This is a genomic window from Streptomyces sp. FH025, assembly GCF_017427025.1.
Lineage (GTDB): Bacteria > Actinomycetota > Actinomycetes > Streptomycetales > Streptomycetaceae > Kitasatospora.
Genome location: NZ_JAFLNG010000212.1, coordinates 1 through 11,071 on the forward strand (window position 1 = coordinate 1; position 11,071 = coordinate 11,071).

Below are 11,071 nucleotides of genomic sequence, written 5' to 3' on the forward strand. Positions count from 1 at the left end.
GCGGCCGTCGTGTTCGTCTAGGAACGCGCGATCTGTGGGCCACCCAAGGGGAAGGCCCACCACCAGGAGTTGGTGTGAAGCGCGTGCACGGGGTGAGCGTAGCGGATGGGACCGGGCGGGTGAGCGGGGTCACGAGAATCGTCCGCGATGTGTCTCATCCCTCGGGCAATGGTCACGAACGGGTCGGGTCACCCCGTAGCCTTGGGTGCGTGACCGTGACAAATCTCCACACATGGCAGTCCCTGCCCGCGGCGCAGCAGCCTGAATGGCCGGACCACGAGGCTCTGCGCAAGACCCTTGCGGAGCTCGCCTCCTATCCGCCGCTCGTCTTCGCCGGCGAGTGCGACCAGCTGCGCGCCCGGCTCGGAGCCGTGGCGCGTGGGGAGGCGTTCCTCCTGCAGGGCGGCGACTGTGCCGAGGCCTTCGACGGCGTGTCGGCCGAACACATCCGCAACAAGCTGAAGACCCTGCTCCAGATGGCCGCCGTGCTGACGTACGCGGCCTCGGTTCCGGTCGTGAAGGTCGGCCGGATCGCCGGTCAGTACTCCAAGCCGCGTTCGAAGTCGACCGAGACCCGCGACGGCGTGACCCTGCCGGTCTACCGCGGCGACTCGGTGAACGGCTTCGAGTTCACCCCCGAGTCCCGCATCCCGGACCCGGAGCGCCTGAAGCGGATGTACAACGCGTCCGCCGCGACGCTGAACCTGGTGCGCGCCTTCACCACCGGTGGTTACGCGGACCTGCGCCAGGTGCACGCCTGGAACCAGGACTTCGTGCGCAACTCGCCGGCCGGCCAGCGCTACGAGCAGCTCGCCCGGGAGATCGACAACGCCCTGGCGTTCATGAACGCCTGTGGGGTGGCCCCGGAGGAGTTCAAGACCGTCGAGTTCTTCTCCTCGCACGAGGCGCTGATCCTGGACTACGAGACCGCGCTGACCCGCGTGGACTCGCGCACCGGTGAGCTGTACGACGTCTCCGGCCACATGGTGTGGGTCGGCGAGCGCACCCGTCAGCTGGACCACGCGCACATCGAGTTCGCCTCCAAGATCCGCAACCCGATCGGGGTCAAGCTCGGCCCGACCACCTCGGTGGACGAGGCGCTCGCCCTGATCGAGAAGCTGGACCCGGAGCGCGAGCCCGGCCGCCTCACCTTCATCACCCGGATGGGCGCGGGCAAGATCCGCGAGCACCTGCCCGCCCTGGTGGAGAAGGTCACCGCCTCCGGCGCCAAGCCGGTGTGGATCTGCGACCCGATGCACGGCAACACCTTCGAGGCGTCCAGCGGGCACAAGACCCGCCGCTTCGACGACGTGCTGGACGAGGTCAAGGGCTTCTTCGAGGTGCACCGCGCGCTCGGCACCCACCCGGGCGGCATCCACGTGGAGCTGACCGGCGACGACGTCACCGAGTGCGTCGGCGGCGGCGACGAGGTGCTGGTCGACGACCTGCACCAGCGCTACGAGACGGCCTGCGACCCGCGGCTCAACCGCAGCCAGTCGCTGGACCTGGCGTTCCTGGTGGCGGAGATGTACCGCAGCGGCCAGTAGGCCCTGTCCCGGGTCCTCTTCACCGCGAATGTGACGAAAGCCCCTCCGGTTTTGGCGCTCCCGAGACCGGAGGGGCTTCTTCGTGCCCGTTTTGCCAGGTAAGGTGAGGCTCAGTGAACTAAGGCTAGCCTTAGTCAAGATCCACTCCGACGCCTCACCCCGGGAGAGACCGCGATGTACGTGTGCATGTGCCATGCGGTCACCGAGGACCAGGTGAAGAAGGCGATCGACGAGGGGGCCGACACCCCGCGCCAGATAGCGAGGGGCTGCAAGGCCGGTACGGACTGCGGGTCCTGCGTCCGCCGGATCCAGGCGCTGCTCGGCGAGCACGGCGCCCGGCCCTGCCCCACCGCCCGGCTGGCCGCCAGGCTCGGCCTGGCCGACCCGGAGATCCAGGAGGCGCCCGCCTCCGCCGTGCCGGCGGCGCCGATCGCGCCCGTCGCGCCGATCGCCCCGGTGGTCGCACCCGCGGTGCTCCCGCTGCGGGTGGCCTGAGCCGGAGCCTGGGCCGGTCCCGGAGCCTCAGGACTCCGGCTGCTCGATCACCTGCGCGATGTAGAGCGCCTCGCCGAGCTTCTCCAGCAGTTCCAGCTGGGTGTCGAGGTAGTCGATGTGGTGCTCCTCGTCGGCCAGGATGTCCTCGAAGATGTTCGCCGAGGTGACGTCGTTCTTGGCCCGCATCACCACGATCCCGCGCTTGAGCCGGTCGATCGCCTCGACCTCGACCTGGCGGTCCGCCTCGAACATCTCCTTGACCGTCTGGCCGATCCGGACGTGGAACAGCCGCTGGTAGTTGGGCAGCGCCTCCAGGAACAGGATCCGGTCGGTGAGCGTCTCGGCGTGCTTCATCTCGTCGAAGGACTCGTGCCGGGTGTACTTGGCGAGCTTCGTCCAGCCGAAGTTCTCCTGCATCTTGGCGTGCAGGAAGTACTGGTTGATCGCGGTGAGCTCGGCCGTGAGCTGCTCGTTGAGGAACTCGATGACCTCCGGGTCGCCCTGCATGGTGCTGCCTCCCTGCGCTACGTCCTGCGGTTGGTCCTGCGGTGGGGCCCTGCGCTGCGCATCCTGGCACCGTCATGGGATGAAATTCCAGTAAGTTCACACTCACTAGGACATGTGTCGGAATATCCGATTCGGGTGGAAATCGGTGAGTGGGCGATCGACCTTTGGCCCGTACGGGCAGGGCGTGAATGTGGAGGAAAGGGGCGCGCGCCGAGGCCCGGCCGCCGTCTGTCACCATGGAGCCATGGGTCAGTCCAAGCCAGAACCGCTACCGCCGTCTGACCCGAGGCTCCCCCCGGGCCAGCGCGTGCAACGCGGCTGGCCCGCCCTGCACTACGGGCCGGTGCCCCGATTCAAGCCGCTGAGCTGGGACCTCCAGGTGTTCGGCGCCACCGCCTCGGCGGAGAAGCACAGCTGGGACTTCGACGCCTTCAACGCCCTGCCGCGCACCACCGTCGTCGCCGACCTGCACTGCGTCACCAAGTTCTCCCTGCTCGGCAACGAGTGGACGGGCGTGTCCGCCGCCCTGCTGCTCGACCTGGTGCCCCCGGCGCCCGGCGTCACCCACGTCATGGTCTGGGCCGAGTACGGCTACAGCGCCAACCTGCGGCTGGCCGACTTCGCCGACGCCCGCACGCTGCTCGCCACCCACCGCAACGGTGAGGCGCTGACCGCCGAACACGGCTTCCCGGTCCGGCTGGTCGTCCCGCAGCTGTACGCCTGGAAGGGCCCCAAGTGGGTGCGCGCGGTGGAGTACATGAGGGCTGACCGGCGCGGCTTCTGGGAGGAGCGCGGCTACCACAACCTCGCCGACCCGTGGCGCGAGCAGCGCTACTCCTACCAGGAGGAGCCGGGCGACGGGCCGCTGCGCTGAGCGGCCCGGGCCGTCAGAACAGCGAGAACCTGATCGTCACCGCGGTGCGCTGCGGCCGCCGCTCGCCGGCCGCCGGGGACTGGCCGGACACCTTGACCGAGCCGAACACGTCCCACCCGGTGGTCTGCACGGTGAAGCCCGCCGCCTGCAGCGCCTTCTGCGCGTCGTCCTTGGTCATCCCGGTGACGTCCGGGACCGGCACCATGCCCTTGCTGACCACCAGCGAGACCGCGGCGTTCTCCTGCAGCAGCTGCCCGGCGGCCGGCGAGCTGCTGATCACCGAGCCCTCCGGCACGCCGTCGTTGTAGGTCTCGGTCACCGACCCCCTGGTCAGCTGGGCGCCGGCCAACGCGGCGGCCGCGTCGTCCGCGCTCCTGCCGGTCACGTCCGGCACCGCGATCCGCTTGGGGCCCTTGGAGACGGTGACCGTCACCGAGTCGCTCTTGCGGGTGCGCGCGCCCACCCCGGGGTCGGTCGCGATCACCTCCCCGGCGGGGACGGACTCGCTGAACGCGTCGACGAACCTGCCGTGCATGCCCTCCTTGTCCAGGATCCGCTGCGCCTCGCCCCGGTCCTTGCCGAGCACGCTCGGCACCGAGCCGTACAGCCCCTCGGAGATCCCGTAGGTGGCGCCGCCGACCGCGAGCGCCAGGGCGGTCAGCGCGGCGGTCCAGATCAGCGGCTTGCGGGGGAGGCGGCGCAGCGGGTTGGGCCGGCGCGTGCGGACCGGGGTCGGCTCGTCGTACGGGCGGGGCTCGGCGAGCAGCTGGTCCATCAGCTCCGGCGGCACGTTCAGCACGCTGGTGCGCTCCGTCGGCGGGGCGTCGGCGGGCCGGGGCAGCGGCCGGATCACCGAGGTCGGCTCGTTGGTCGGGTAGCGCGGGCTCGCCTGGGTGGAGGCCGGCGGTTCGGCGTCCAGCTCGGCCGGGGTGAGGGTGCGGCGGACCCGCTGGAGCGCGGCGAGCAGCTCGACCGCGTCGTACGGGCGGGCGTCGGCGGCCCGGGCGCAGGCGCCGGCCACGATGGCGTCCAGTGCCGGGGGGACGGCGGGGGCGGTCAGCGAGGGTGCGGGGACGTCCTCGTGCAGGTGCTTGTACATGACCTGGACGGGGTTGTCGCCGGTGTGCGGGCGGCGGCCGGTGAGCATCTCGTACAGCAGGATGCCGGCCGCGTAGACGTCCACCCGCTGGTCGGTGGGGGCGTCCGGGAGGATCTGCTCGGGGGCCAGGTAGGAGACGGTGCCCAGGACGGTGCCGTTGGTGGCGGTGCTGACCGAGGTGGGCGCGCCGTCGGCGGTGCCGAGCACCCGGACCAGGCCGAAGTCGGCGACCTTGACCAGGCCGCCCTCGGTGATCAGCACGTTCTCCGGCTTGACGTCCCGGTGGACCAGCCCGGCCCGGTGGGCGGCGCCGAGGGCGGCGAGCACCGGCTCCAGGACATCCAGCGCGGCCCGGACGGACAGCGCGCCGCGGTCGCGCAGCAGGTCGCGCAGGGTGCGGCCGGGCACGTATTCCATGGCGAGAAAAACGTTTCCGCCGTCCGCGCCCTGGTCGAAGACGTTGACCACGTTGGGGTGGGTGAGCTTGGCGACGGCCTTGGCCTCGCGGATGAACCGGGCGGTGAAGCCCTCGTCCCCGGCCAGCTGGGGGTGCATCACCTTGAGCGCGACCACGCGGTCCAGCCGGGTGTCGGTGCCCTTGTAGACGGTGGACATCCCGCCGGTCGCGATGCGCTGCTCGACCCGGTACCGGCCGTCGAGCAGGGTACCGATCAGGGGGTCGTGCAATGCCATGTCCACCCGGTGATTCTAGTGGGGCGAGTGGACGCCGGTCCCGGAGGACACCGCCGCCGGGACCGGCTTGTGACATGTGTGACGGATTCAGAACGCCGGGCGCTCCCGGACGTCCAGGTCGGCGCGGCCGGCCATCGCGGAGGAGGCCTCGGCGTGGAAGCGGCGCGGGATGCGGCCGGCCCGGTGGGCCAGCCGCCCGGCCTCGGCGGCGTGCCGCATCGCCTCGGCCATCAGCACCGGGTCCTGAGCGCGGGTCACCGCGGAGGCGAGCATCACCGCCGAGCAGCCCAGCTCCATCGCCAGCGCCACGTCGGAGGCGGTGCCGGCGCCCGCGTCCAGGATCACCGGGACGCCGGCGCCCTCCACGATCAGCTGGAAGTTGTGCGGGTTGCGGATGCCCAGGCCGGAGCCGATCGGCGAGCCCAGCGGCATGATCGCCGCGCAGCCGACGTCCTCCAGCTTGCGGGCCAGCACCGGGTCGTCGTTGGTGTACGGGAGCACCGTGAAGCCGTCGTCGACCAGGGTCTCGGCGGCGTCCAGCAGCTCGATCGGATCGGGCAGCAGGGTGCGCTCGTCGGCGATCACCTCCAGCTTCACCCAGTCCGTGCCGAGCGCCTCGCGGGCCAGTCGGGCGGTCAGCACGGCCTCGCCCGCGGTGAAGCAGCCGGCCGTGTTGGGCAGCACCCGGATGCCGTTGCGGGTCAGCACCTCCAGGACGGAGCCCTGGGTGGTGGCGTCCACCCGGCGCATGGCCACGGTGGTCAGCTCGGTGCCGGAGGCGAGCAGCGCGCGCTCCATGACCTCCAGGCTGGGCGCGCCACCGGTGCCCATGATCAGCCGGGAGGTGAAGGTCGTCCCGGCGATGGTCAGCAGGTCGTCGGCCATGGTTCAGCCTCCCTGGACGGCGGTGAGGATCTCGATCCGGTCGCCGGTGTTCAGCTCCGTCTCGGGCCACGAACCGCGCGGCACCACGGCCTCGTTGAGGGCGGCGGCGACACCGGTGTTGGACCGGCTGACGGTGGCCACCACCTCGGCGAGGGTGGTCGTGGCGGGCACCCGGCGGGGCTCGCCGTTGACGGTCAGGGCGATCTCGGTCATGCGGAGGCCTTCGCGGCGAGGGGTTCGGAGGAGAACCGGGTGGACGTGAACGGCTTTGCCAGCTCCGGGACTTCACCGGTGGCCAGGTACTCGGAGACCAGGTCGGCGGTGACCGGGGTGAGCAGCACGCCGTTGCGGTAGTGGCCGGTGGCGGCGACCAGCCCGGGCAGCGCGGTCGGGCCGAGCAGCGGGGCGTTGTCCGGCGAGCCGGGGCGCAGCCCGGCCGCGGTCTCGACGAGCGGGAGTTCGGTGATGCCCGGTACCAACTCGTGGGCGTCGCGCAGGAGTTCGTACACCCCGCCGGCGGTGACGGTGGTGTCGTAGCCCTGCTCCTCGGTGGTCGCGCCGACCACCAGTTCGCCGTTCTCCCGGGGGACCAGGTACAGGTGCTGGCCGCGGACGACGGCCCGGACGTTGCGGGACAGGAACGGCCGGTAGGCGTCCGGGACCTGGAGGCGCAGGACCTGCCCCTTCACCGGACGGATCGCGGGCAGCACGCCCTCGGGCAGGCCGGGCAGCCGGTGGCTGTGCGGGCCGGCCGCGAGCACGACCTGCTCGGCGGTCACCGTCTCCCGCGTGCTCAGCCGGGCGCCGGTCGCGCGGCCGCCGTCGACCAGCAGCTCGACGGCCTCGGCCCGGTGCAGCAGGACGTTCGCGCGCTCACAGGCGGCGACCAGGGCGGTGAGCAGACGCCGGGGATCCACCTGGTGGTCGTCCGCGACGTGCAGGCCGCCGCGCACGCCGGGGGCGAGCATCGGCTCCAGCCTGCGGGCCTCCCGGCCGGTCAGCCAGGTCGAGTCCAGGCCCAGCCGCTGGTGGAAGGCGTGCAGTTCGCGCAGTTCCTCGCGGTCGTCGGAGTCCAGCGCGACGGCGATCGTGCCGCACCGGCGGTAGCCGGTATCCAGGCCGCCGCTCGCCTCGGTGAGCTCGGCGGCGAAGGCCTCGTACCGCCGGTTGGAGGCCATGCCGAGACGCAGCAGCGGCTCCTCGCCGTACTGCAGCTCGGTGACCGGGGCGAGCATCCCGGCCGCGACCCCGGCCGCCCCGCCGCCCTGGGCGGGATCGACCACGATCACGTTCCGCACCCCGCGCCGCGCGGCGCGCCAGGCGACGGCGAGGCCGATGACGCCCCCGCCGATCACCAGCACGTCGGCGTGGGCGCCTGATGGCAAGCGTGACAAAGCTGCTCTTCTCCCTTCGCCGGTATGACCCGGATCAGGTTCGGACGGTCGCGGGCCGTGCCAGCCCGCCTCTCAGCCCGGTACGCCGGGCTCCCGTGTGGTGCACCCACCTTAACGCCGGGGGTCGGCCCGGCCGAAGGCCCGTACGAAGGGCGCCCTAACAGGGCTGAGTACAGTGACGGGCGTGGCAGAGCTGAGCGCAACGGATCAGGTGGTCGTCGTCGGGGCCGGGCTGGCCGGGGCGCAGTGCGCCCTGAAGCTGCGGGAGGGCGGCTGGGCGGGGCGGATCGCGCTGGTCGGCGAGGAGCCGCACACGCCGTACGACCGGCCGCCGCTCTCCAAGGACGTGCTGCTCGGCAAGGCCGACTCCACCACCCTGGACATCGACTTCGCGCAGCTCGACGTCGAGCTGCTCACCGGCCGCCGCGCCACCGGCCTCACCCCCGGCGTGCTGCACACCGACGGCGGCGACCTCCCGTACGGCTCGCTGGTGATCGCCACCGGTGCCACCCCGCGCGCCCTGCCCGGCGCCGAGCGGGCGCACCTGCTGCACACCCTGGACGACGCCCTGGCGCTGCGCGCGCTGCTGCGCCCCGGGCTGCGGCTGGTGCTGGTCGGTGCGGGCTGGATCGGCGCCGAGGTGTCCACGGCCGCGCGGGAGGCCGGCTGCGAGGTGACCGTGGTCGAGGCCGGCCCGGCGCCGGTGCCGGGCGCGCTGCCGACCGAGGTCGGCGCGGCGATGGCCGTCTGGTACGCCGAGGCCGGCGTCGACCTGCGCTGCGGGGTCGGGGTGGCCGCCGTCGAGCCGGGGGCGGTCCTGCTGGTCGATGGCTCGCACCTGCCCGCCGACGAGGTGCTGGTGGGCGTCGGCGCCCGGCCCGCGACCGGCTGGCTGGCCGGATCCGGCGTGGAGCTGGACGCCGCCGGAGCCGTCCTGGTGGACGAGCGCCTGCGCACCTCGCTGCCCGGCGTCTTCGCGGCCGGGGACTGCGTCAGCTACCCCTCGGCGCGCTGCGGCACCCGGCTGGCCGTCCAGCACTGGGACCACGCGCTGCGGTCCGGCGAGGCCGCGGCCGCCGCCGTGCTGGACGCGCACGCGCGGCCGTACGACCCGGTGCCGTACTTCTGGTCGGAGCAGTTCGGCCGGATGGTCCAGTACGCCGGACGGCACGCCGAGGGCGACGAACTGCTCTGGCGGGGCGGCCCGCGGGACGCCGCCTGGTCGGTGCTCTGGCTGCGCGACGGGGTGCCGAGCGCGCTGCTGGCCGTGGACCGGCCGCGCGACCTGGCCCAGGGGCGGAAGCTGATCGAGCGCGGCACGGCGCTGGACCGGGACCGCGCGGCGGACCCGGAGGTGCCCCTCAAGGAGGCCGCGGCGTAGGGGGCTGGTGCGCGGCGGTGCGTCGAGGTGGCAGTCTGGTGCCGTGAGTGAGATCGATGCCAAGACTGACGCCCTGGTCCCCGAGTGGCTGTACCTGCCCGACATCTCCGAGCGGTGGGGTGTGCTGGTCACCGAGGTCCGCAACATGGTCAAGAAGGGTGACCTGATCGCGGTGCGCCGCGGTCCCAACAAGTCGCTGCAGGTCCCGGCGGCGTTCATCGACGAGGACGGCCCGGTCAAGCACCTCGTCGGCCTGCTGACCGTGCTGCGGGACAGCGGCTTCTCCGATGACGAGATCATCGGGTGGATGTTCACCGAGGACCCGTCGCTGCCCGGCACCCCGGTACAGGCGCTGTGGGAGAACCGCGCCACCGAGGTCAAGCGCCGCGCCCAGGCCATGGCGCTGTGACGACCGACCCGCGGGCCCGGCTGGCCGACGCCCGGCTCTACCTGTGCACCGACGCCCGTCGCGAGCAGGGAGACCTCGCCGAGTTCCTGGACGCGGCGCTGTCCGGCGGGGTGGACATCGTCCAGCTCCGCGACAAGGGCCTGGAGGCCAAGCAGGAGCTGGCGGCCCTGGAGGTCTTCGCCGACGCCTGCCGCCGCCACGGCAAGCTGCTGGCCGTCAACGACCGCGCCGACGTCGCCCACGCGGCCCGGCCGGACGTGCTGCACCTCGGCCAGGACGACCTGCCGGTGCCGGCCGCCCGGGCGATCCTCGGCGACGAGGTGCTGATCGGGCGGTCCTGCCACGCCGAGTCCGAGGTGGACGCGGCGATCGCCGAGCCGGGCGTGGACTACTTCTGCACCGGCCCGGTCTGGCCGACCCCGACCAAGCCGGGCCGCCCGGCGCCGGGCCTCGGCCTGGTCTCGTACGCGGCGAAGCAGGCCACCGACCGGCCGTGGTTCGCCATCGGCGGGATCGACCTCGGCAACCTCGACGAGGTGCTGGCCGCCGGGGCCCGCCGGATCGTCGTGGTCCGGGCCATCACCGCGGCGGAGGACCCGCGGGCGGCCGCCGCCGAGCTGTCCCGGCGGGTGCGCGCGGCGGTGTGACCCGCCGGTTGAGGCCGCCGTCGTCCGTCAGTACTTGCGGACGGTGGCGGCCTCGGCCAGTGCCAGCAGCACCGTACGGGCCCGCTCGTCCGCGAGCGGCGCCGCCTCCAGCGCGGCCAGCGACTGCCGCATCAACTGCTCGATCCGGTGCTCCACCAGCTCGGGCGCGCCGCTGCGGGCGACCAGGTCGCGCAGCTCGGCGACCTCCTCGGCCGCCAGGTCCGGCGCGCCGAGCCGGGCGTCCAGGTGGCGGGCGTCGGCGGCGGGCAGGGCGCGCATCGCGTGGGCGACCAGCAGGGTGCGCTTGCCCTCGCGCAGGTCGTCCCCGGCCGGCTTGCCGGTGACGGCCGGGTCCCCGAAGACGCCGAGCAGGTCGTCCCGCAGCTGGAAGGCCTCGCCCAGCGGCAGGCCGAACGCCCCGAAGGCCTCGACCAGCTCCGGCCCGGCCCCGGCGAGCAGCGCGCCGACCTGGAGGGGGCGCTCGATGGTGTACTTCGCCGACTTGTAGTGCAGGACGGTCTGCGCGCGGTCCAGCGCGCCCTCGTCGGTCGAGTCCCCGGCCACCGGCTCCAGCACGTCCAGGTACTGGCCGAGCATGACCTCGGTGCGCATCAGGTCGAACACCGGCTTGGCGGCCAGCACGGCGGCCGGCTCCAGGCCCGAGCGCAGGAACAGCTCGTCGCACCAGATCAGCAGCAGGTCGCCGAGCAGCACCGCCGCCGAGGCGCCGTACTGTTCGCGGTCGCCGCGCCAGCCGCTGTCGCGGTGCAGGGCCTCGAAGCGGCGGTGGATCGAGGGCAGGCCGCGGCGGGTGTCGCTGCGGTCCATCAGGTCGTCGTGCACCAGGGCGCTGGCCTGCAACAGCTCCAGCGCGGCCGCCGCGTTGGCGATCCCCTCGCCGTCGCCGGGGCCGCCGGCACCGCGCCAGCCCCAGTAGCAGAAGGCCGGGCGCAGCCGCTTGCCGCCGTCCAGCAGGAAGTCGCGCAGGGCGTCGGCGGCGGGTACCAGCTGCGGCGAGATCCCGCCGAGCAGCGCGGACTGGCCGTCCATGAACGCGGCGAGCGCGGCGTTGACGCGTGCGCGGACGTCCTCCACGTCAATGGGGTTGGCCGGCCGGGTGCTGGACGAGGTCACGATGAG

12 protein-coding genes and 1 riboswitch are annotated in these 11,071 nt (G+C 73.0%); of the genes, 6 read left to right on the forward strand and 6 right to left on the reverse strand.

Annotation, left to right across the window (positions count from 1 at the left end):
- Nucleotides 1–209 precede the first annotated feature (209 nt).
- Entirely contained in the window at nt 210–1,547 is a 1,338-nt protein-coding gene (locus tag J0670_RS17065; RefSeq protein ID WP_207812457.1) for a class II 3-deoxy-7-phosphoheptulonate synthase, read from the forward strand.
- Nucleotides 1,548–1,721: 174 nt separating this feature from the next.
- Nucleotides 1,722–2,042 carry a bacterioferritin-associated ferredoxin gene (locus tag J0670_RS17070; protein ID WP_207812458.1) on the forward strand — a complete coding sequence of 107 codons (321 nt, stop codon included), beginning with the start codon at nt 1,722–1,724 and terminating at the stop codon, nt 2,040–2,042.
- Nucleotides 2,043–2,069: 27 nt separating this feature from the next.
- On the opposite strand, the gene bfr is transcribed toward J0670_RS17070, so the two are convergent.
- The gene (gene bfr, locus J0670_RS17075) at nt 2,070–2,549 is read right to left on the reverse strand and encodes a bacterioferritin (protein WP_207812459.1); all 480 of its coding nucleotides are present in this window, start codon (nt 2,547–2,549) and stop codon (nt 2,070–2,072) included.
- Nucleotides 2,550–2,793: 244 nt separating this feature from the next.
- On the opposite strand from bfr, the gene J0670_RS17080 reads away from it, so the two are divergent.
- Entirely contained in the window at nt 2,794–3,423 is a 630-nt protein-coding gene (locus J0670_RS17080) for a sulfite oxidase-like oxidoreductase (RefSeq protein ID WP_207812460.1), read from the forward strand.
- Between the two features lie 13 nt (nt 3,424–3,436).
- Here the strand turns inward: J0670_RS17080 and pknB are convergent, their stop codons facing one another.
- The 4 genes from pknB to thiO all read right to left on the reverse strand — a co-directional run bounded on the left by pknB (nt 3,437) and on the right by thiO (nt 7,485).
- Nucleotides 3,437–5,215, reverse strand: a complete 1,779-nt coding sequence (gene pknB / locus J0670_RS17085) for a Stk1 family PASTA domain-containing Ser/Thr kinase (RefSeq protein WP_243437128.1) — start codon at nt 5,213–5,215, stop codon at nt 3,437–3,439.
- A gap of 87 nt (nt 5,216–5,302) precedes the next feature.
- Nucleotides 5,303–6,100 carry a thiazole synthase gene (locus J0670_RS17090; protein WP_207812462.1) on the reverse strand — a complete coding sequence of 266 codons (798 nt, stop codon included), beginning with the start codon at nt 6,098–6,100 and terminating at the stop codon, nt 5,303–5,305.
- A 3-nt stretch (nt 6,101–6,103) separates the two neighbouring features.
- A complete protein-coding gene (thiS, locus tag J0670_RS17095; RefSeq protein WP_207812463.1) occupies nt 6,104–6,313 on the reverse strand; it encodes a sulfur carrier protein ThiS in 210 nt (69 codons plus the stop codon).
- Entirely contained in the window at nt 6,310–7,485 is a 1,176-nt protein-coding gene (gene thiO / locus J0670_RS17100) for a glycine oxidase ThiO (protein ID WP_243437125.1), read from the reverse strand. Before thiO ends, thiS begins: the two co-directional genes overlap by 4 nt.
- A 3-nt stretch (nt 7,486–7,488) precedes the next feature.
- Nucleotides 7,489–7,601: riboswitch (TPP riboswitch) on the reverse strand.
- A 68-nt stretch (nt 7,602–7,669) separates the two neighbouring features.
- Between thiO and J0670_RS17105 the strand changes: the two genes are divergently transcribed.
- The 3 genes from J0670_RS17105 to thiE are packed head-to-tail and all read left to right on the forward strand — an operon-like array spanning nt 7,670 to nt 9,931.
- On the forward strand, nt 7,670–8,875 hold the full coding sequence (locus J0670_RS17105) for an NAD(P)/FAD-dependent oxidoreductase (protein ID WP_207812464.1): 1,206 nt from the start codon (nt 7,670–7,672) through the stop codon (nt 8,873–8,875).
- 43 nt (nt 8,876–8,918) lie between these two features.
- Nucleotides 8,919–9,284, forward strand: coding sequence for an Rv2175c family DNA-binding protein (locus J0670_RS17110; RefSeq protein WP_207812465.1), 366 nt, complete (start codon nt 8,919–8,921; stop codon nt 9,282–9,284).
- Nucleotides 9,281–9,931, forward strand: coding sequence for a thiamine phosphate synthase (thiE, locus tag J0670_RS17115; RefSeq protein WP_207812466.1), 651 nt, complete (start codon nt 9,281–9,283; stop codon nt 9,929–9,931). Before J0670_RS17110 ends, thiE begins: the two co-directional genes overlap by 4 nt.
- A gap of 27 nt (nt 9,932–9,958) precedes the next feature.
- On the opposite strand, the gene J0670_RS17120 is transcribed toward thiE, so the two are convergent.
- A partial coding sequence (locus J0670_RS17120) for a polyprenyl synthetase family protein (RefSeq protein WP_243437126.1) occupies nt 9,959–11,071 on the reverse strand: 1,113 nt, incomplete at its 5' end.

What these genes read in the sequence shown, in the direction of transcription:
- J0670_RS17090 (WP_207812462.1), bottom strand. Translation starts at nt 6,100, where the DNA reads ATGGCCGACGACCTGCTGACCATCGCCGGGACGACCTTCACCTCCCGG.
- J0670_RS17080 (WP_207812460.1), top strand. Translation starts at nt 2,794, where the DNA reads ATGGGTCAGTCCAAGCCAGAACCGCTACCGCCGTCTGACCCGAGGCTC.
- bfr (WP_207812459.1), bottom strand. Translation starts at nt 2,549, where the DNA reads ATGCAGGGCGACCCGGAGGTCATCGAGTTCCTCAACGAGCAGCTCACG.
- J0670_RS17070 (WP_207812458.1), top strand. Translation starts at nt 1,722, where the DNA reads ATGTACGTGTGCATGTGCCATGCGGTCACCGAGGACCAGGTGAAGAAG.
- pknB (WP_243437128.1), bottom strand. Translation starts at nt 5,215, where the DNA reads ATGGCATTGCACGACCCCCTGATCGGTACCCTGCTCGACGGCCGGTAC.
- thiS (WP_207812463.1), bottom strand. Translation starts at nt 6,313, where the DNA reads ATGACCGAGATCGCCCTGACCGTCAACGGCGAGCCCCGCCGGGTGCCC.